This window comes from Bradyrhizobium australafricanum (assembly GCF_020329495.1).
GTDB classification, from domain to species: domain Bacteria; phylum Pseudomonadota; class Alphaproteobacteria; order Rhizobiales; family Xanthobacteraceae; genus Bradyrhizobium; species Bradyrhizobium australafricanum.
Genome location: NZ_JAGKJL010000062.1, coordinates 21964 through 43152 on the forward strand (window position 1 = coordinate 21964; position 21189 = coordinate 43152).

18 protein-coding genes and 1 riboswitch are annotated in these 21189 nt (G+C 59.7%); of the genes, 8 read left to right on the forward strand and 10 right to left on the reverse strand.

What is annotated here, in order from left to right; genetic code table 11:
* Positions 1-27: 27 nt before the first annotated feature.
* From J6525_RS36800 to J6525_RS36825, 6 genes are read right to left on the reverse strand one after another with little or no spacing between them, the layout of a single operon-like run.
* Positions 28-564, reverse strand: a complete 537-nt coding sequence (locus J6525_RS36800; protein ID WP_141342533.1) for a YscO family type III secretion system apparatus protein — start codon at positions 562-564, stop codon at positions 28-30.
* Entirely contained in the window at positions 540-1895 is a 1356-nt protein-coding gene (sctN, locus tag J6525_RS36805; protein WP_312010027.1) for a type III secretion system ATPase SctN, read from the reverse strand. The genes J6525_RS36800 and sctN overlap by 25 nt, the downstream gene beginning before the upstream one ends.
* Positions 1892-2515 (reverse strand): type III secretion system stator protein SctL, encoded by a 624-nt coding sequence (sctL, locus tag J6525_RS36810; RefSeq protein WP_225648303.1) that lies wholly within the window; start codon positions 2513-2515, stop codon positions 1892-1894. The genes sctN and sctL overlap by 4 nt, the downstream gene beginning before the upstream one ends.
* Entirely contained in the window at positions 2512-3144 is a 633-nt protein-coding gene (locus J6525_RS36815; protein ID WP_081334766.1) for a nodulation protein NolU, read from the reverse strand. Before J6525_RS36815 ends, sctL begins: the two co-directional genes overlap by 4 nt.
* 11 nt (positions 3145-3155) lie before the next feature.
* A complete protein-coding gene (sctJ, locus tag J6525_RS36820) occupies positions 3156-4022 on the reverse strand; it encodes a type III secretion system inner membrane ring lipoprotein SctJ (RefSeq protein WP_283848666.1) in 867 nt (288 codons plus the stop codon).
* Positions 4023-4031: 9 nt separating this feature from the next.
* Positions 4032-4550 carry a nodulation protein NolB gene (locus tag J6525_RS36825; protein ID WP_312010028.1) on the reverse strand — a complete coding sequence of 173 codons (519 nt, stop codon included), beginning with the start codon at positions 4548-4550 and terminating at the stop codon, positions 4032-4034.
* 176 nt (positions 4551-4726) lie between these two features.
* Between J6525_RS36825 and J6525_RS36830 the strand changes: the two genes are divergently transcribed.
* Positions 4727-5428, forward strand: coding sequence for a secretin N-terminal domain-containing protein (locus tag J6525_RS36830; protein ID WP_375167005.1), 702 nt, complete (start codon positions 4727-4729; stop codon positions 5426-5428).
* Positions 5429-6897: 1469 nt separating this feature from the next.
* Here J6525_RS36830 and J6525_RS36835 read toward each other — a convergent pair.
* From J6525_RS36835 to J6525_RS36850, 4 genes are all read right to left on the reverse strand, one after another.
* Positions 6898-7971, reverse strand: coding sequence for a ribonucleotide-diphosphate reductase subunit beta (locus J6525_RS36835; protein WP_199805282.1), 1074 nt, complete (start codon positions 7969-7971; stop codon positions 6898-6900).
* Entirely contained in the window at positions 7962-9851 is a 1890-nt protein-coding gene (locus tag J6525_RS36840) for a ribonucleoside-diphosphate reductase subunit alpha (protein WP_225648304.1), read from the reverse strand. The genes J6525_RS36835 and J6525_RS36840 overlap by 10 nt, the downstream gene beginning before the upstream one ends.
* Positions 9852-10012: 161 nt before the next feature.
* A riboswitch (cobalamin riboswitch) is annotated at positions 10013-10227 on the reverse strand.
* 402 nt (positions 10228-10629) lie between these two features.
* Complete coding sequence (locus J6525_RS36845; RefSeq protein ID WP_225648318.1) at positions 10630-11562, reverse strand: class I SAM-dependent methyltransferase; 933 nt, start codon at positions 11560-11562, stop codon at positions 10630-10632.
* Between the two features lie 202 nt (positions 11563-11764).
* Positions 11765-11980 (reverse strand): nodulation protein NolB, encoded by a 216-nt coding sequence (locus J6525_RS36850; RefSeq protein WP_156436310.1) that lies wholly within the window; start codon positions 11978-11980, stop codon positions 11765-11767.
* A 647-nt stretch (positions 11981-12627) separates the two neighbouring features.
* Between J6525_RS36850 and J6525_RS36855 the strand changes: the two genes are divergently transcribed.
* The 7 genes from J6525_RS36855 (at position 12628) to J6525_RS36885 (ending at position 20638) form a co-directional block, all read left to right on the forward strand.
* Entirely contained in the window at positions 12628-14415 is a 1788-nt protein-coding gene (locus J6525_RS36855; protein ID WP_376708607.1) for an HrpF/NolX family T3SS translocon protein, read from the forward strand.
* Positions 14416-15650: 1235 nt separating this feature from the next.
* Positions 15651-15884 (forward strand): hypothetical protein, encoded by a 234-nt coding sequence (locus J6525_RS36860; RefSeq protein WP_057018243.1) that lies wholly within the window; start codon positions 15651-15653, stop codon positions 15882-15884.
* A gap of 116 nt (positions 15885-16000) precedes the next feature.
* Positions 16001-16891: a SctD/MshK family protein gene (locus J6525_RS36865; RefSeq protein ID WP_225648305.1), complete on the forward strand. Its 891-nt coding sequence runs from the start codon at positions 16001-16003 to the stop codon at positions 16889-16891.
* Positions 16892-16924: 33 nt separating this feature from the next.
* Positions 16925-17464, forward strand: a complete 540-nt coding sequence (locus tag J6525_RS36870; protein WP_225648306.1) for a hypothetical protein — start codon at positions 16925-16927, stop codon at positions 17462-17464.
* Between the two features lie 2 nt (positions 17465-17466).
* Positions 17467-17892, forward strand: coding sequence for a type III secretion apparatus assembly chaperone SctY (gene sctY, locus J6525_RS36875; RefSeq protein WP_225648307.1), 426 nt, complete (start codon positions 17467-17469; stop codon positions 17890-17892).
* An 8-nt stretch (positions 17893-17900) separates the two neighbouring features.
* Positions 17901-20018: a type III secretion system export apparatus subunit SctV gene (gene sctV / locus J6525_RS36880; protein ID WP_225648308.1), complete on the forward strand. Its 2118-nt coding sequence runs from the start codon at positions 17901-17903 to the stop codon at positions 20016-20018.
* A 29-nt stretch (positions 20019-20047) separates the two neighbouring features.
* Positions 20048-20638 (forward strand): tetratricopeptide repeat protein, encoded by a 591-nt coding sequence (locus J6525_RS36885; RefSeq protein WP_225648309.1) that lies wholly within the window; start codon positions 20048-20050, stop codon positions 20636-20638.
* The last annotated feature ends 551 nt before the right edge of the window (positions 20639-21189 follow it).

Sequence of the window (21189 nt, forward strand, 5' to 3'; positions counted from 1 at the left end):
AGCACGCCGGCAAAGGAGAATTGGCCATCAGCTCGGCTCGCCTCCCGCTTGGACGGGCGCGCCTCTGCGGTAGCGAAGCAACACCTCATCATCGGCTTCGATTTCCGCCGCGGCTTCAACATGAGCATTGGTGATGCGCTCAACATCACGCTCGATCTCTTGCCATTTGTGGCACGCAGCGGAACGTTTGGCCCATAGCGTCCGCGCCTCACGGACCGCCGCCTCGGCCTGATCTTGAGCGGTGTGCGCCTTGTCAAGAAGTAGCTGCGCCGCCGCGATATCCTCTGTGAGCCGCCCAATGATAAGATGATGGCGGCGCTCGAGTTCGCTGACGGATATCGCATCGGCCGATAACATCTCCCGATAAAGCTCGGCTTCGACCCTTGCGCGGTGTCTTTCGGCATTGGCAAGCTGCTCGGAAGCCTGTTCGACGGCTTCACCTGCGATGCGGCGCTTGGCTTCCATGTTGGACAGTTCACGAAGGGCGCTTCGCTCCCTCATGTCCTTCACCGCCCGCAATTTCGACGCATGAGCGGTGTTCAGGCGGTCAAACGTGACATCCATGCGATCGTCTCCTCAAATTTGCACGCCTCGTCCTGGCCTTGGCGCAGGAACGTCCGCAACTCCTCAATCGAGGCGATCGCCCGGTCGGTCAGCGGATCAGCGCCTTGCTTATATTCGCCGACCTTGATCAAAAACTCGGCCTCGGCGTAGCGCGAGAGCAGATCACGAAAGAAAGATGCCGCTTTGCGATGCGGCACAGACACGACCGCATCCATGATGCGGCTTCGGCTCGACAGCACGTCGATGGCCGGAAAATGCTCCCGCGAAGCCAGCGCACGCGAAAGAATGATGTGTCCGTCGAGAATGCCGCGCGATTCTTCGGCGATTGGATCGCCCGTGCCGTCACCTTCGACTAGCACGGTATAAAAGGCCGTGATGGAGCCCTGCTCGCCCATGCCGGCCCGCTCCAACAGACCCGGCAGCAGAGCAAAGACGGAGGGCGGAAATCCGCGCCGGGTCGGAGGCTCTCCCGCGGCAAGGCCGATCTCGCGCATCGCACGACTAAAGCGCGTCAAGGAATCCATCATCAGAACGACGCGCAGCCCCTGATCACGAAAGTATTCGGCCAGCGCCGTCGCCATATGGGCGCATTGTGCCCGCTCCATCGCCGAACGGTCGGAGGTTTCCACGACGACGACCGAACGGCGGAGTGCCTCGCCAAGATGACGTTCGATGAATTCACGCACCTCTCTGCCACGTTCGCCGATCAGCGCGACAATCGTGACGTCGGCAGCTGCGCCTTTGACGATTTGCGACATCAGCGTCGACTTGCCGCAACCGGCGTCCCCATAGATTCCGATCCGCTGGCCTTCACCACATGTCAGAAGCCCATCCAGGACACGAACGCCGAGTGGAAAAGGCTGCTCGATACCGCGCCGTTTCATGGGGTTGGGCGCCTTGCCGCGCAGCGGGCGCACTTCGCCAGCCTTTATTGGCCCCTTACCATCGAGTGGACGACCGAAACTGTCGATCACGCGGCCGAGCAAATCGGGGCCGACCGGAACTTCCTGCATTCGCCCAGTCGTGACGACCTCGGCACGGTTGGACAAGCCGACCATGTCACCGATCGGCGTGAGCAACACCCCGTCCGGCAACAAGCCGATCACCTCCGCCTCGAGCGACCACCCGCTGCGGGGATCCTGCAGCAGGCATAGCTCCCCAACCCGGGCTTCCGGCAAGACGGCATGGAGCAGCGTACCGATAGCCTTCGTGATCCGGCCGCGGACGGCACGCGTGTCGATATGCTTGGCGGAAGATCTCAAGGAAGACAGTGCGGCGTGGACAGCCTCTTCTTCAGCCGCAGCACCATGGGTCGATCGTTGCGCGGTCACGGTCCACCTTCCTGCGACGGCAAGCCAAACCCCACACGAAGCGCACGGAGCTGCGCGGCAAGTCCGAGATCGACATTGCCAAACTCGCTCCACAAGACACATTGGTCCGCCGTGAGCGCCGGATCCGGCTCGATCCTGACCTTGGGCCGGCCCTCCTGTCCGTTGTAGGCTGCGAATTCACTGGCAAGCAGATCGGCTTTCAGGGGGGACACGTGAAGGCAGACTTCCGTGTTCTTGTACTTTTGCTCAATCGCGTGACGAACGCTGCGCACCAGCATCTCGCCCGGATCAAAGGCGCCGAGCAAATCTCGCACGATCTCGATGACCAGCTCGGGCAATTCCTGTTCCAGAACGGCCTTTCGCTGCGCGAGTTCACAAGCAGCCTGCGCAATCAGGCGTGCGATTTCCTCTGCGCCCGCTTTTACCCCCTCGGCATGGCCGCGCGCCCGCTCCCGCTCAAAAGCTTTGCGTCCCCAGCCGCGGACACGCTGCAGATGCCGCTCAGCAGTGGCCCGCGCGTGCACGGCGTCATGCCAGATCTTGAGCTCGGCTGCCGGGATCAGGGGCCCAAGCGGACGGATCTGTGGGGCCACAGGCAATGCTGGCAAGTCGACTGTCATACCGTGGCAGCCTCCGTCCCTAAATGGGCCACAACCAAGGAAAGCAGCGGGCCTGAAGCACGATGGTGCTCAGCCGCCGGATTGTCCGCGGCCGTCCCACGAGGCAAGCGTAGAAGCACGCGGATACGCTCAATCGCTGGAGCCCGGTCGAGCCAGGCGCCCAGACAGGCATGTCCATCGCGTTCAATCTGTCGCGACAGGTGTTCCGGATCGGCAATGAGTGCTGTTGCAACCGCGCTGGGTAAATGCCGGATGGCGAAGGCATGCGCTTCGGCACCGATCATCTCGACCAAGATCGAAAGATCGCGCTTTGAAACCAGCTTCAGGACGGAATGAGCATGCCAGATACCGCCGGCGAGCAGCGCAGCCCGACGTGGATCATGCCCGAGCAGAAGGTCGTCGTTCCAGCCAGCTCCGCTCACATCCACGTCGCTGCCGAGCAGCAGCTCGGCCAGCCTTGGCTGCAACCTGGAACTCTGCTGCAGTCGGAGTAATGTGGCGGGCGACAGCAGCGGATCGAGACACGCGGCAAAACGGCTCGGATGGATCGAGGCAATAAGCTCGCGCAGCCGTTCTGAAGCCAGCGTGATCGAACGATTGGGTTCGGTGGGTGATATCGATGACGACATGAGCGTCCTGGTTATGTCGCATCGGAGGTGATCTTTTTGCCAGCAGCCTGGACAGCGGTCACATTCGAACGCCTGCCGAACATGGTAAGTTTGCGCGATGATTGACCGAACTGACGAAGACGCGCGCCAAGCAACAGATAAGATGCAATGACGAATGCGGCGCTTGCGCCCCCGACCCCAAGCGCAAGCCACGGCGTTGAAGCCGGCCTTGTTGATTGAGACGAAGCGGCTGCCGACTGCGCCGGCTGCTCAAGTGGCGCTCGCTCAACCGGCACAAAGACCACAGCCACCTTGTCGTAAGACAGCCCTTCGATGCTGTTGGCGACGAGCATCTTGATCTGAGGCAACAGCGCCGAGAGCTTGGCGTTCGAACCATGTCGGATGAAAACCGACGCCGACGATGGGGTCGCGTCTTGCCGCAGAAGATCGTTCTTCGGCAGAACCACGTGCACCCGCGCCGAAAGGACGCCATCGATGTCGCTAATGGTGCGCGACAATTCTTCGCTGAGGGCATAAACGTAACGGGCGCGCTCCTCGATCGGGGAGGCAACGAGGCCCGATCCCTTGAACACCTCGCCGAGATTCTTGAAAGATTGACGCGGCAGCCCCTCAACATTGAGCAGATCAATCGAATATGCGAGCTGCCTTTCCTCGACCTGGATCGTGCTGGTTCCATCCTTGGCGACAACGCGAACAGCATCGACACCCTTGCCAAGGAGAAGCGCAAGCATCTCATTGGCCTCACGCTCCTGAATCTTGCTGTAGAGATCAGCCTTGCAGCCGATCAACGGAACAAGAAGCGGCAGAGCAAGGCAAATGCGAAGCCGCCGCCACCATTGACGGCCGCCGCAACCCCCACTGTGCATCACACCAGGCATCAGCTCCACTCAGCCCGCCGATAGCAGCTTGTTCAACGAGGAGCTCACGGCGCTGGTGCTCTTGGAGACGAGGGAAACCTGAACGACGTCCCGGTAGACATCCCGCAGATTTACCACCATCGAATCGAAATCCGCAGCCACCGGTTTAACCGCCGCATGCGCGCTGATGTCGACCGGCGGGAACAGCGGCCGCGCGGCGGGGCCGGCTTGTACGGCACTCGCAGCAGAAGACGCGCCACCGACCGCGGGAGCAACGGCATGGCTGTGGTACATGGTGGAAAGAGTTTGAAGAACGCGATCGCCCGGCGCCACCGCCAGCGTGTTCGCGCGCTGCACCTCCAGTACCGGCGAAACGACTGCAGCTCTGTCCGCGACTGGTGAGGCAGGCCCCTGACTTGAGACCGCTTGCGCAAGAGACTGCTCAAAGTGTGCCTGCTCGACGGGAGCTGCCGGCGAACAGGCATTGGAAAGGCAGTCGGCTGAATTGGGAGAGATCGGCGTTGCGCCTAACATCATATAAGGAGTCATTGTGCTCGCTGATGAGACCAAGCGTTCTCGACGGATGAACAGATCAAAATCTGTAGATTGGTGAGCTGACGAAAACCTGACGAAGATGGAGGTTATTACGCCATCTAATGATCACGTTTGGCTTCCAAGCTGGAACGAAATTCCAGGTTTAATTCTCAGGTGGAAGGCCTTCGGGAATGCTCGTTCGATCCACGATGGCGCAAAGTTTGAAGAGCAGTCTCTATGCCGGAGCTCTCATTTGTCTTGCAATGGTGAGCGCGTTTGGCGCGCCCCTGTCGTTGCCTTCGACTCCTTATAGCTATACGGTTCTCGATCAGGACCTTGCTGCCGCGCTGCAGGAGTTCGGCAACAATCTCAATATCAGGGTCAATGTCAGCACTGAAGTGAAGGGCCGGATTCGCGGGCGAATGCCGGACCTGCCGCCGCGCGACTTCCTCGAGCGTCTGACCAACCTGTACAATCTTCAATGGTACTACGACGGCCTCGTGCTTTACATATCCGCAGCCCACGAGGCGCAGAGCCGGCTGATTGTGTTGAACCCGATCAGCTTCGATGCGTTCAAGACCGCGCTCGAGGCGCTCAACATCTCCGATGAGCGCTATATCGTGAAGCCGGCGCCGGGGGATGGTCTTGTCCTGGCTTCGGGTCCGCCACGCTTCATCGCGCTGGTGGACCAGACGCTGAAGGGTCTTGTGGCGGAGGAGCAGGCGCGGCGCAATCCCGCCATCGCCGAAAGGCCGCCGCGGGATTCCGTTTTGATGTTGTTTCGTGGCTCCTCCAGCGTGGTTATTCGAGATGGGCGCCCGGAAGGGCATTATGCGTCCGACGCGCCGCGTCAGGACGGCACCGTGCGTGGAGCTGACACAGGCCAGAAATGACCTAATTGATGCGAGGCAGCTTGAGCCGAAGTCGATCCAATCTGCATCGGCTCAAATCCTTCTGATCGTCAGCTTTTCGAAAGCTAGTGCTCCCAGCATGGGCGTGCGGATGCTGGACGGCGGGCCTCCTACCGACCGCAACGGATGTGGGCAACCTAGCCACCCTTGACGCGAGCGGAAGTTGGCAGCGCCATCTTTGACGGAAGCTCGGGGCCTCAAATATCGATGAGAGCCTTCGAACCGGCTGCGTCAGAGCCGCAGGGCATGTCTCGCTCGATCCGCTCCATCATCGAAAAGGAGTAACAGGATGGATTTCAATGCAATCGGTCCAGCGAATACGAGGCCAGAGCCCGACTTACCAGAACCGTCTATGGACGCGACCGGCTTTGAGCAGCGGCTCAGTGGCGCGCAAGCTGGTGCTCTGCCACAACACGCAGCCCCGCCAGTCCTGCAGGGAGGCGCCTATTTGCCATATTTGGACGCAGGTCATCCTTATTCACCGTACTTGGATGCTGGTCACCCCTATTCTCCGTACCTGGATTTAGCGCATCCCTGGCCGGACTTGGATCGGGAAGATGATCCGTTTACGCCAGGCGCGGAGCACGTCGCGCCAGAACCGGAAAGCCCGCAATATCTCCCCCAGCAGACGATCGCTCAGGCGATCGAGGCACATCCTGGTGTCGATCAGGATCTGATATGGCAGAATGTGGCCGGCCCTTCACACGCTGGGCCATCGCATGCAGGGCCATCGTACGCTGGACCACTGCTGGAGGGACCGTCCCATGCCGGGCCATCGCACGCCGGTCCCACCCACGCTCGGCCATTGCAAGCGGGCCCCTCTCAGGCTGGTCCGTCCGAAGCTGCACCACCAGAACTTTCCGAGTTCCGGATGCTGAACGGACGTCTCGCCAAGGATTACTGGGTTTTCACTGGCCAAACGGCCACAGCCGCTCAGATCGATATGCTTGAGCGCAGCGGAGTGAAGCCGAGCAAGGACCACCCCACAAAGGTTTTTACCCTTCTCGGCGTGCCTCACACAGCCGAGTGGAGAGAAGAGGGCTTCATTCGTCTTACACCGTCGCTGGACCAAACCCTTTGGCCTGAAGAGCCGGCTGAAAATAGATCTTCGCACTCCGACTCTGAGGAAGATCCGCGTATCCGCTAGGGACGGGCGTACCTTGGCTGGGCCACGTCCTGGAAGCGGATAGATTAAAAATTGCGGACGGCAGCAGCAGTTGGTACGGGCCCGCAGCCGGCGAATATTGCCATTCTCCTGGTTTAAGGCCAATCGATCAGTACAGAATCGGTCAAGTCAGGATAGCTGCACGGCTCGAGATGAACGATCGCAGCCGTCCTCCTGTCGCTTTAGTCTCTCCGTCCCGCTGTGCCGACGCCACGAAGTCGGCCGCCTTGATCATCAACGCGATCGTCACATGCACAATCGCCCTTGATGATTAGCTCCAGCATGACTACGTCCGGCCGAAAGCTGCCCACACCCCGTCTTCGCCATCCCAGCTGCCGCGGCTCGCCGCCTTGGAGTATTCCGTGGCGCGCTGCTCGAAGAAATTGGCGTGCTCGACACCGTTGAGAATCTCCACGAGCCATGGCAGCGGATGTGCCTTGAGCCGGGTGAACCCGCCCTCCTTAGCCTCGAAGAAGCCGAATACCGGGGCAATCCGCAGCTGGGTCAGTCGCCAGTCGGCGACGTAGCGGACGTAGGCATGGATCTGCTCGGGATTCATACCCTCGATCTCGCCGAGGCCAAAGGCGAGGTCGACGAAGTTCTCCTCCAGCTTCACCATGGTTTTGGCGACGTCGATGATATCGTCACGGACGGAGCGCGTCACCGCGCCAGTTTCGCGGTGCCATTCGTGAAACAGCTTTATGATGCCCTCACAATGCAGGCTTTCGTCGCGCACTGACCAGCTTACGATCTGTCCCATACCGTTCATCTTGTTGTGGCGCGGAAAGTTGAGCAGCATCGCGAAGCTCGCGAACAACGCCATGCCCTCGGTGAAGGCGCCGAACATCGCCAACGTCCGGGCGACATCGGCCACGGTGCCGACGCCGAACTCGTGCATGTAGTCGGCCTTGGCGCGCATCTCGGCATAGCCGCGGAATGCCTCGAACTCGGTTTTGGGCATACCGAGCGTTTTGAGCAGTAGCGCATAGGCATCGATGTGGACCGTCTCCATGTTGGTGAAAGCTGCCATCATCATCTGGACGGTGAGCGGCTGGAAAATCGGGATGTAGCGCTTAAGATAGTTGTCGCCGACCTCGATGTCCGATTGAGTGAAGAAACGGAAGATCTGGGTGAGCAGCGCACGTTCGCTGTCGGTGACGCGGTCCGACGCCCAGTCCTTGAGGTCTGCCCCGAGCGGCACCTCCTCTCCCATCCAATGAGTCTGCTGCTGGCGCTTCCAGAACTCGTAAGCCCAGGCGTAGCGATCGACGTCGTAGCTGCCGGTCGAGTCGAGGAGGCCGACGCGCTGCTTGCCGATCAGCGCACGCGGATCGACGGACGAGAGATCGATCACTGACATGCGAGGCACTCCTCATAGTCGGTGCGCTGCTGCGATGGTTGCGGCGGCGCAGTCTTGTCGCCATCGGCGATGGCGCCGGCGAACGCCGCGCGCGAAATAGATTTTGAACGGCAGTAGTAGAGGCTCTTCACCCCCCGCTTCCATGCCGTCCAGTGCAGCATGTGAAGATCCCATTTATCGACGTCAGCTGGCAGATAGAGGTTGACCGACTGGCTCTGGCAGATGAACGCGGCGCGGTCGGCGGCAAGTTCGACGATCCAGCGCTGGTCGATCTCGAAGGCGGTGCGAAAGACCGCTTTCTCGATTTCCGAGAGGATGTCGAGATGGGCGACCGAACCCTCGTGGGCGATGATCGACTGCCAGATCGCCGAAGTATTGGCGTCCTTGGCGGCCAGCAGTTTGGCGAGATGCCGATTACGCACCGAGATGGCGCCGGACAAGGTCTTATGGGTGTAGATGTTGGCCGGGATCGGTTCTACGCAAGCGCTGGTGCCGCCGCAGATAATGCTTATCGAGGCGGTCGGCGCGATCGCGATCTTATGGCTGAAGCGGGCCATCACGCCTCGTTCCAGGGCATCCGGGCACGGCCCCCGCTCGCGCGCGAGCGTCACGGATGCCGCATCAGCATCGCGACGAATTTTCCAGAACATGTTCAGATTGAACGACTTGGCCACGACGCTTTCCATCGGAATGCTCTTGGCCTGCAGGAACGAGTGGAAGCCCATGACGCCAAGGCCGACGGAACGCTCACGCAAGGCGGCGTAGCGGGCACGCTTCATGACGCCCGGCGCCACCGTGATGAAGTGGGTCAGCACGTTGTCGAGGAAGCGCATGACGTCCTCGATGAAGCCAGGCTCCTCGTTCCACTGGTCCCAGGTCTCGAGGTTGAGCGACGACAGGCAGCACACCGCGGTACGCTCCTCGTCGCGATGATCGATGCCGGTCGGCAGGGTAATTTCGCTGCACAGGTTGGACGTTGAGACCTTGAGGCCGAGCTCGCGCTGGTGCTTGGGGAGCGCGCGGTTCACCGTGTCGATGAACAAGAGATAAGGCTCCCCCGTCTGCAGCCGGTTCTCCAGGATGCGTTGCCACAGCTGGCGGGCGTCGATTTCGCGGATAACGTCCTTGGTCTTCGGACTGCGCAGAGCGAACGCAGTGCCGGCGCCTACGGCACGCATGAACTCATCGGTGACGTTGATGCCGTGATGCAGGTTGAGACTCTTGCGGTTGAAGTCGCCGGACGCCTTGCGGATCTCGAGGAACTCCTCGATCTCGGGATGGTGGATATCGAGATAGACCGCAGCCGAGCCGCGCCGCAACGAGCCCTGGCTGATCGCCAACGTCAGGCCGTCCATGACGTGGATGAACGGGATGATGCCTGAGGTAACGCCGCCCTTCACCTGCTCGCCGATCGAGCGAACATTGCCCCAGTAGGTGCCGATGCCGCCACCGTTAGAGGCAAGCCATACGTTCTCGTTCCAGGTGCCCACGATGCCTTCGAGCGAGTCCGACACCGAGTTAAGGAAGCAGGAAATCGGCAGGCCGCGCGTCGTGCCGCCGTTGGAGAGCACCGGTGTGGCTGGCATGAACCACAGCCGAGACATCCCATCGTAGAGACGTTGGGCATGCGCAACATCATCCGCGAAGGCGCAAGACACCCGCGCGAACATGTCCTGGATCATTTCGCCGGCGAGCAGATAACGGTCGCTCAGCGTCAGCTTGCCGAACGGCGTCAACAGGTCGTCGCGCGTCCGATCGAGCTTGAGATCGGCCGGCTTTGGCGATGGCGCAAGGGGGTACGGCAGCGGGGCCGGCGACGGCGGCGGCACAAGACACAACTCAGGCGCGCTGGGCTCTGCCTGCAATGGCTGCGACCTCACGCGCGCCGGCTCCTCAATGAGATGACCATGCTGATCGAAATCGTAAGACGGCGACATCGGCAACCCCGCGATGTTAGGCGGGGGAACCGCGCGGATGACTTGCGAGGAAACCGGTCAAACGTCTCCGGCTGCAAGCGACCCAACGGGGCACCCCGCCCGAGGACTTTCGTTCAGTCGCGGCAGGTCTCCTGGCTCGCGGGTCGCCGCGGCTGTCGGCCTTCCCGGCGCTGTGCTGCGCCAGTGACCATGATGACAACCGCTCACCGCTTACAGTTGCGGGGGCAGCCCCGGAGTAGCCGTTCGGCGCACCGGGTTCCCTCTTAGCTTCCGACCCACAAAATGTTGGGGCCAGAAGACCGTGACTGACTAGACATAGGCACTACTCGCCGGGATTCGTCAACTGGAGAGGTCCAGATTAAAACGCAAAAACATACCGAAGCCCGGACGACTTTGTCGCCGCTGTCGGCTTCTGCTGCAGGTGATTGGATATGCCGTTGGGCTGCATTACCGGTTTCCGTCAAGCCTGCGCAACGGTCGAGGAAATTCCTGGCTCGCACGTCGCATTGATGGAATCTAAGAAACGGCGCGTCAGTAGAGGAGCAATTCGGCCAGACGCTTGATTTGAATCGCAGCGCTCCTGCTCGCCGCGACAAATGGCATCTGGACGAATTCGTTATCCACTCGCGGGCGAACAACATCGGCTCTGGCGCGCCGTCGACCGGAATGGCCTCGCATCCAGCCCCGAACAGACTCGCGCTGCACAGTGGTCCCACGCCTGTCACGGCTCCAGCGCGACCTGCAAGCCCTCCTTACTTTCAACATGAACGTAACGGGGTCCGATCGGCCGTCCCCTGCCGCTGGCGACAGTGACAATGTCTTCCAGAGGCGTGGCGCGCGCATCCGCCTCGGGGCGAGACAAGATCAGATCGGCGTGAAACAGCCCTTCCGATTCGAGGCCGGTGGCATCCACGCCAAGGGCCGCCAAGCTGGCCAAACAGCTCTCAAATTCTTCAGGATCGCGAAAGCGACGCTGGATAAACGTTGCGCCGGCAAGACGTTCTGTCACAAGACCACGGTTTGCGAACGTCGCGGCGAGCGATTCAAATGGGAACATTCGTAGCACGAAGGAGATGATCCATGGTTGCTTCTCTGCCGCATCGAGAATCTCGCTGAACGTCTTCTCGGTAACGTAGCCGATGCATCCGGTCGACATGATAACATCCACGGAGCGGAGAATGCGCGCGCTGTCCATCGATAGCGCCTCCTTTTCAAGGTCAGCGACAATGCCCTGCTCTAAAAGGCCAACACTCTTCGCATAGCTGACCGCCCGGGCCGACACATCGAGGCCGATAAAGCGTGCCAACCCGACATCAGGCCAGGCTGCATAGAAACTGCGATCGAGACTCACCAATGTCTCAGAGCTGATCGCTCTCATCTCACGCCGGGCGTAGCGGTGACGCAAGCCCGCGAAGGTCAGCGGAAAGCGATGCACCGCTGCATTGATGCCGTACGAACAACCAACATCGAGCACGACGGGCTTGAGGCCGGTGGCCGAAGCTTTCGCTGCCAGTATTTGGCGCACAACCGGCTCAGCCACGTCCGGTATCATATAATCCAGGTCTCCGAGGACCGAGAAATATGCCCTCGGATCATCCGAAGCATAAATATCGTGGAATGCAGCTTTAGACCGATTGATGCGCGAGAAATCTATCCGCAACGCAATGTCTCCTCTCATTTGCAAGCAGCTCGACGGCTGTTGCCTTCGTACCCGCCTGCACTTTGGTTATATAGGGTGTAGGCCCTTACATCCGCCGATGCGGTAGCAGAAGCGGCAAGTGAACAAGCGCATCACCCCCCTCTGCGCGTCGCGGCGCGAGCGATCCTGCTGTTGTGCGAAGAAACCATCAGCCCGCTCAGCCCACCGATAGAAGCTTATTCAGAGATAAGCTGACGGCGCCGGCGCCCTTGGAGATGAGCGAAACCTGAATGACGCGATCGTCAACATCCCACAGGTTCGTCAAGGCCGAATCGAAATGATCCCCACCTTCCGGTTTACCTGCCGGATGCCAGGCGGTCGGCCACCAACGAAGCTGCACCTTGCTTCGAAGCTGCCTGCGCAAGACTATCATGAAACTGGTCCCGCACCGATAAACAGCCGCTGGAGAACCATTCAGCCGGGTTGAGAGAGATCGAGGCAACGGCAGGCAACATGAGAAGAACCGTTTTGTCACGTGATGAGATTGGCACCTTCGTGAGCGCGAATGGGCCAGCACCCTAGAAACGCAAGCTGACCGAAAGCTGACGAGCCTTCGTCACCTGCTGATCATCGAGCGCGAAACCAGTGCCCCATCTTGAGATGCTCCGGAGATCTTGCGAGATCGTTGGACCAAATCAACGAATGCTGCGGATCGGCAGACGGGAGGCCGTTAACTTGACAGACATGGCACCAGGCCAAGTGAACGCAACCATACGAAGCTGACACCGGCATTGAAAATCCGTCCGGCCTTACTGGCAAGGCCATGTCATCAATCGTGTCGAAATCGTCTGAGCGCCGTCAGCTTCTCGAAAGCTTGTCCGTCCTAGCATACGGCGTGAATATCTAGACGGCGGTGTCCCCATGGATGGTCGCGGAACTGAGCGCTGGAGGCACACCGAGCAACAGGATGCAAGTGGTAGGACCTGTTGAACTCTGCCGCTCAACACTCCTTGTTCGTCGCGATCTCGGGCCGCAACTAGGTGCCGTCTTGTGGTGCACCCTTATATCGGAGAACGTATAATGTCAGTCGACCTATCGCCAACCGCCAATTCAACTGTGGCTTTACCCGGAATGCCCGCCCCGCCCTCTTCGGCGCAGGACTTTTCCAGCTTTCAGGCGATGCTGGTCGGCCTCGCGTCCAAGGACACGACCAGCGATCATTCCGCACCGCAGGAGCCGGTACCCACAGACGCAGCCAAGCAACTGACAGAGGAACTCACGCGGGAGACGCGAAGTATCCTTCCACCGGAGATTAGGGCAGCACTGGATGCATATCAGGATGACCCACAGCCGTCCTGTGCTGCGAGCAGCCCAATCATTGCGGAGGCACCCGTACAAAGCTCAAGGATCACCTGGAACGGTGGCACGCTGACTAATGCAGAACTGCAGATTGTCTCTGTTCTGAACCGCCACAAGGACAAATGTCCGCTTGATTGGAAGTCCCTGGGAGATTTGGCCAACGATCCCTCGACACCGCCGGACCTAAAGGCGGCGATCGAAGCGCTGCAGCAGGACCCGGAGCTCTTCTATGCGATCGGTTCGCAAGGCGACGGCCGCTGTGGCGGCAAGATCAAGGTGGGCGATCTCTGCGGCTTTTCCGATCACCACCCCCAAGTCGCCGCGTTCCAAGAGCAGCGGGCGCGGACCTACGAGCAGAACTACATACCATCCGACGGGACCGGAAATGGTGAGCCATCGGTCATGACCCTGACCGATGCCCTGCGCGAGCTCTACCGCTATTCCGATAACCTGCCCAAGAACTTGAGCCTTGCGGATTTCAGACACATCGTGGACGGCAACGCCGACATTGGCAAATGCCCCCCACAGGTCCTCGCGGCGGCTCAATATTTTCTCGACCACCCAGATCAATGGAAGCAGTTGTACGGCGGCTCGATCGATAAGGTCCACAAAGAGGACTTTTTGCAGGTCGCTTCATCATCGATGAGTCTCAGCCGACCCGAGCTGAGCACACTAAACACGATAAACAACAACCAGGACGCTTTCTTTGGAAATGGCGTTCTGACCCGGGAAAAGCTCGCGAGTATGGTGGACGACAAGAACCTTTCTCCCGAGGTACGAAAAGCGGCCTCCCAGCTGCTCTCGGATTCTGTGCTGTTTGGGTTGATGAACAACGCGATTACCGGCTACAAAACCCACCACAAGTTTTTCGACTTCGGCGGCGGCCATACGGTTGATTCCGGAAACATCAGCGGAAATGATTTCAAGCAGTTCTTCAATAACATGTCTGGTGCGAACCGCGCTGCTCCGCAGTTGAAGACGCATGCCGCTCAAACGCCTGCCGAACAGGAGGCTACCGCGGACATGATGAATGGCGTGGCAGACCAGCCCGACATCAAGTCTCCCAAGAAGAACGGTGGCGCCCTCATGCATGCACTTGATGACGTGCTGAAGGTCGGCTCGAAGCTGCTCGACTGGACAGCGACGGCCGTTGGTGTACTCGGCTTTATTCCAGGGCTGGGTGAGCTGGCGGATCTTGCTTCAATGGTGATGGAGGCCGAGGCGCAAGCTGCAAATCTTCTGCACACCGCGATCAGCGGTGGCAACATAAAACAGGCGCTGGAGGAAGCCGGGCTCAGTCTCGCGGCGCAGGCCGTGGGCTGCATCGCCGGCCCCGAGGTCAAGATAGCGATACGGGAAGGCTTGGTGAAGCAGGCAATTCAAGAAGCGGCGACGGCCGGCATCAACCTGCCGGTGTCGATGGCTCAGTCCTACGCGGAGAACTATCTGGATAACCTCAAGGCGCGGATTGAATCCGAGCGCACGCAAGCTGCAGGTGCCTACGCCTAGTCGTAGCGGCACTATCGACACAGAGTGAAGCTGGAACGAAAGGCTAGCTTGCGAGGTCACCGCGCGGTAGGGTCGTCCGCGCGGTGCAGCTTCCGCAAGCTCCGCCGGCATTCGATGCTTACACCGGCGAGCGTATTTGGCGCTAGCTAAACCAGCGCATTTGTCGGCTGTACTCGAGCGCCCGACCGATATTCTCACATCGCGTGCGCCAACGCGAAGATCTCGCCGGGCTGATTGCGCCCCCCATCGCGGACTGTCAACTTTACGCTGCCACAAACCGGACGGAGCAGCGAACCTCACCAGTTTACGTCGTCGGGTCGAGAGCACATTAGTGATTCGTGAGGCTCAAGGTCCTTGTCTGATCGTGTCCGACAAAGTGGACCAATTTTTATGGTCTGCCACGAGCGGAACTGAGGATCGCTCTTCGTTGCTGACTCGCATAAGCAACTTTAACCTGCCGCCCCGCCTTGGGGCAGGATGGAGACAAGTCGCTGAGTGGCTCGAGGAAAGTAAATTGCCGAATGAGGTGCGAGTAGTCCCGCCTGGGTCCCCTGAGATTGGACCACATCAAGATCAAGCCCATTTTATCCGTCCTGGACGCTTACATTCCGCTCATTAAAGCTGCGCTTGAAGGAACAGCGGGCTTGCCTGATCAAGTGCCACATCAGCGAGGTTCTTGTACCAACTCTCTGATCTGCAGCTTTCGCCGGCCTAGTGCCGACATATGAGGCGACCTGAGCAGAAGCAGCGTCAATGAGATCGGCTCACTGTATTTTCTGCGGCTCGTCAGCTTGTCGAAAGCTAACGCTTGCATAGTAAACATGATGGAGACTCCTTCCACCGCACGAACGAAGTTTGAAGTAGGAGAAACCCGATGCGTATTTCCAGCTCAAGCGCCGCTGGGCACCTTGATTCCGACCTCCATGCGGCTGGCGGCGCCAAAAAGGGATCCCGGGCCCCTGGTGAGCACGATGATCATGGTCGATCGACTGGTGCAGGAGCTCCCGTAGATGGCGGCACGTCTAGTCCAGATGCTGGCTCGCAAGCCGCCGCTATGCAGCAAGCGTTCAACGTCGCTCTCGGCGCCGTCCTTTTCCAATTTGCAAGTAGTGCAATGGGCAAGCTCGACGATACCATGGCCGAGACAGAGGAGGATTCCTGACCTCGCATGTTGCGGCGTCAGGAAAATCAGAGCCGCAAGTCGCGGCAATGTTCGAACAAACAGGAGAGACAATATGGCTGATAAGGTTGGTGCGTCCCATTCCTCGACTGCAGGTGGCGCAGCTGGTACTGTTGCTGCAGCCGCAGGTTCCACCGCAGCTGAAGCTGCCGGAGAAGCGGCATTCAACAGGCAACTCGCCGCACTGACTGCCACCAGCACGAAGGCTGCTGAAAGGGATGTGGAACTTCGCGTCGTCACGACAGAGCTCTCGACCGTCAAGAAGGTGGCCGACGAGCGGGTGCAGTAACGGATGAAGCGGGACGCCGTTATGTCCTTCCCGCTTTTGCGGGCCGCATAATCTGTGAAGTCGCAACAGACCGTACGGCTTGCCGTACGGTCTCGTTCTTCATTCAGGAGGCGACCGTGAATGAACCAGCTTCCCCGCTTTTCGAAGTGTTGTCGGGGTCTTATTCCGGGCTGACCGGCAAGGCGGGGGGCGGCTCGTGCTTGATTGGCAGCAGCCTCGATGCTGATTTGGTCTTCGTCGAGCAAGGCCTCGAACCGCACCATCTTCGCGTCAGCTGGCATGTCAGCTCGATCGAGATCGAGGCCCTTGCCGCAGACGTCGCGATCGAGGGCCGCGACTCTATTTCGCCAAATGAGATCGTTGTTCTCCCTCTTCCTGCCGTCATCCGTATGGGCGCGATGTCCATTCGCTTGTCGATCGATGGCTCTCAACAAGCCGGCTCCACTAGTCGCCGGCATGTACCGATTACCGTGCTCGCCTTGGTCCTTATCAGCTCTGCGGCAGTTGGCGCTGTCTCAACGGGCCTTCTCCAGTCCGACGGCGCCGCAGTACCGAGCACTTCGTCCTCCGCCGCGGACATTGGCCCCAAAGTCGCGCTCGCCGCCCCTGATGCTCCGGCCGCCGACGCAGCTGCTCGACGGCTGCAAGGGGAAGTTGATGCAGCGGGCCTGCTCGGTATCAAAGTCGGTTCTGGGCCGGGCGTTGTGACGGCCGATGGCACCATTACGCCTGCCTCGCTCGCTAAATGGCGGGAAGTCCAGCAGCGATTCGATGTCGACAGCAATGGTGGTTATACGCTCGTCAGCGCGGTCGCCATCAAGGATGAGAAGACGCCCCCCGCGATTGCCGTCCAGGCAGTTTGGCGCGGAAACGACCCTTATCTGGTCATTTCTGGTCAAAAGTATTTCGTGGGCGCGATCTTGAGCAATGGATGGACCGTAAAGGAGATCGAGGACGGACGTGTGCTGCTGACACGCAATGGCCAGCTTGCTGCTCTGTCTTATTAAAGTTTTAGCCCTCGGGCAACGAAGGAACGTTTCATGACTAGGCTGCCGCAGCGGTCCGTAGAGCTTGGCACCGCCTTTCAGGGAATCAACAACGAGCAGCATGCACCTGTCGTCGCCCCGGCCACACCTCAGGCCAGTGGCATCGGCATCGACAAGATCCATGGAAAAGGCGGCAACGCTCACACGTCAGTTGTCCAAGACCGCGCGGCGCAGGAGCGGTTGGCTGGCAACACGATCGATAACGCGCTCGAACTCAAGTCAATCGATCCAATCTCGCGGATCAATCCCACCGAAGCCACCGAGCACGCAGATAAGATCGGAACGAATTCGGAACTTGCATGGCTGAACGGCCCCAATCTCGCGGATAGCCTGCTCTCCTTCGTCACGCCCCGCCTGCGTCATTCGCATGTTGTGCGTCCAGAGCAACACGGCCTTCTCCTCGAGCGCCTGGCCGATGCGCTGTCGGCCGCGCCAGAGGGCTCGGTGGCACGCGAAGGGGCCGCGCTTCTGCGGCTGGAGCTACGGCGGTTAATCCTGCTCCGGCAGAATCACAACGGCTTGATCCAAGGTTAGCAATGCCAGATCCGCGCGAAGTGCAACACTTCACACCTACCCGGTCGTCGAATGTTTTCAAAGCCGATGGGATGGTGCCGATCTCCGGGCCCGAGCGCGATTTGCTCTGCGCGCTTTCCTATGTCCACCTTGCGTGCGGACAGAGCGCACACAGTCTGGCTCTTTTACGGCCCGTGGTTCACGAACATTCTCAAGATGTCGAGCTGCTTCGTATCCTCGCCTACGCTCTCATCTCAGAGCGCCTCGGCGAGGAAGCGCTATCGGTATTGGACAGGCTGGACATGCTTGATGATCAGCCATCGTCGCGCCCGCCATTGCTGCTGCTACGCAGCCATGCTCTGCGTCAGGCTGGCCGCATGGTCGAGGCGCAGGCCACCTTCAAGCGCTATGTTTCATTGCGGGGCAGCACGGCTCCGGTCAAACAATAAGGCTTTACATGGCCACGCACCTACGAAATCTCGTCGCCCGCGCGCCGTCTCACCCGGATTTGATGGTCGCGTTGATGCTGCTTCTGGCGATCGGAATGATGATCATGCCGATCCCAATCGTGGTGCTCGATATGCTGATCGGCTTCAATCTGGGCTTTGCCATATTGCTGCTGATGGTTGCCCTTTATCTCAATACGCCTCTCGACTTTTCATCGCTGCCGGGCGTCATCCTTATCTCCACCGTCTTTCGTCTCGCTCTTACCGTTGCAACGACGCGGCTGATACTCGCCGAAGGCGATGCCGGCAGCATCATCCATACGTTTGGCGATTTCGTCATATCGGGCAACATCGCCGTCGGAATTGTCATATTCCTCATCGTGACCATGGTGCAGTTCATGGTTCTCGCCAAGGGTGCCGAACGCGTCGCGGAGGTTTCGGCGCGCTTCACGCTCGACGCCCTGCCCGGCAAGCAGATGGCAATCGACGCAGAGTTGCGCAACGGCCACATCGACCAGCACGAAGCCCGTAGCCGGCGCAGCGCGCTGGAGCGAGAAAGCCAACTTCACGGGGCCATGGACGGCGCTATGAAATTCGTCAAGGGCGATGCCATCGCCGGCCTCATCGTCATCTGCATCAACATGCTGGGCGGCATCACGATCGGTTCGCTTTCGAAGGGCATGTCCCTTGAGGAGGCGATGCATCAATACACCATCCTGACTATCGGTGATGCGCTCATTTCGCAGATTCCGGCTTTGCTGCTCTCAATTACAGCTGCAACCATCGTCACTCGCGTCAACGGGCCCTCCAGGCTTAATCTTGGCGCCGATATCGTCAACCAGCTTACTGCCAGCACACAAGCGCTACGGCTGGCCGCCTGCGTCCTCGTCGTGATGGGGCTTGTTCCCGGCTTCCCTCTACCTCCCTTTTTCATGCTGGCCGCACTCTTCGGTGCGGCGAGCCTTCTCAAAGTTGGCGTGCAGCATGGCAAAGCGGACATCAAGACAGGTGCCAGTTCGACCGGTTCGGCTCCCACTTCCGCACAGCGTCAGAAGCAAACCGTCCCTGCCGAAGCACTTCCGATCACGCTCTTGCTAGCACCTAACCTGATACAGGCGATCAACAAAGCAGACCTCGATCAGGGCATCGAACGGGTTTCGGCACTGGTCTCATCTGATCTTGGCATCACAATTCCGCGCATTCCAACCCAAGTCGACCAGCAGTTGGCGGATTCGCAGTTCAGGGTGGATGTCGAGGGAGTGCCCGTCGAAGCGGACAGCCTTAAGCCGACACAAGTCTTGCTCAACGACGACGCGGTAAACATTGAATTGAGCGGAATCCCCTTTCGGCAGGACCCAGACACGAACCGGATCTGGATCGAACAAGCTCATGCTCCTGCTCTCAAAGCAGCCGGAATCGGGCATCACCGTGCAAGCGATGTGATCGCCTTGCGGGTCCAGTCGACGTTGAGGCGCTATGCTCAACGCCTGGTGGGCATTCAAGAAACCCGTCAGCTGCTCGGACGGATGGAGCAAGAATATGCTGATCTCGTGAAGGAGGTGCTGCGCACGACGCCGATCCCCCGCATCGCGGACGTTCTGCGCCGCTTGCTGGACGAGGGCATCCCGATCCGCAACACTCGCCTAGTCCTGGAGGCGCTCGCAGAATGGAGCGAACGGGAGCAGAATGCCGTGCTGCTGACCGAATATGTTCGCTCCGGTCTGAAGCGCCAGATTTGTCATCGCTATGCCAACGCCCATCGTGTTGTCGCTGCCTTTATCGTCGAGCGCGAAACCGAGGATATCGTGCGTGGTGCCGTGCGCGAAACCGCTGTCGGCCCCTATCTTGTTTTGGAGAATCGGCAAAGCGAGATGCTGCTCGCACAATTCCATCAGATCCATTCAAGCCTCGCGCGGAGTCAGAGCCAGCCGGTCATTCTTGGCTCGATGGATATCCGGCGCTTCGTCCGCGGCTTTCTCACTCGCAACGGGATAGATCTGCCAGTTCTCTCGTATCAGGATCTGGCCGCCGACTTCACGGTCCAGCCGATTGGCTCCGTCAAACTTTCCGTTGGCAAGGACAAGGCCCCCACGGGAGAGCATCGCGATCTGCTCCGTGCGGCCAGATGACGAGCACAGCTGTGGATGTGAGATAGCTTATGAAATTATATGAGATTGACGTTCCGCGGTGCCGGCGCGGCTTTCGACCGCACTCGTGCTCAGCCTTTCTCCCAATTCTCGCCGTTTTGCTGCTCGCAGGCTGCGCTAACCTGGACCACCCGGATCTTTCATCGCAGCAGACGCCCACAGCAGAGTTGGTTGGCGTTGCGGAGATCGATCCCGCTATGCGAGAGCGCATCGCTCACGCCCTTGTTCGAGACACTGACGAGCAGCATTTGTGCGATACGTTGAAGCAAAGACCAGACAACGCCGATGCGGCGATTCCTCTGGCGCGGGCACTGCTGGCTCGTAAATGCCCCGGCGAGGCGATTGAGGTACTTGACACCGTCTTGTTGGCGTCACCCGGCGACCTGCGCGCACTGAACGCCAAAGCCGTCGTCCTCGATCACCAGGGCCGCCATCAGGAGGCCCAAGCGCTATACCGCAAAGCTCTCGCGACCGAACCGGCAAATCCGATGTTGCGCAACAATCTCACGCTATCGCTCGCACTTGAGGGCAAGACAGAGCCAGAGAACGCCAGCTCCCGACCGCAGGCGGACGTCCGACAGGCATTGGCCCGATCGAAATAGACCAGCGACCAAGAGCAAAGCACGGATGCTTGACGCCAGCCCCATCGCCTACCGATAGCGAAGGTCGACTATTCGCCGCGACGCTCGAGGACCGAATTCTTGGGAAGTGTTGTCTTCGGTAGAATGGGAATCGCGACGTATAACCGCATTAGCGACTCAGCACGCAATAGTTCTCAAGTGTTTCCGAGGCCGATGAAAATGAGACAGCGCGCTGAAGGGCCATCCTTGTGCCCGAAGACAGCCATGTCATTGTCTCGGATCAGGGGATTGCATCGGCGAGACTTGCCAGCAAGTTGGAACTCGCCGTGCGTCCTCCTCCTTCGCGTGCAGGTCGTGAGACGATCTGCAATCACGCGCGTGCGCAACGAGTCCGTTCGCATCTCTTCATTCGGTCTCGAAATGGCATAGCCGAATGTTGCGCGGGACTTCGCGCACCCCAGGAACGGCTGTTGCGATGTTGCGAAACAATCTCGTGCTGTCGCTTGCGCTAGAAGGGAAGACGGAGACCGACGCTCGCCCACAACCGCAGAGCGACGGCAGGCACGCCGTGG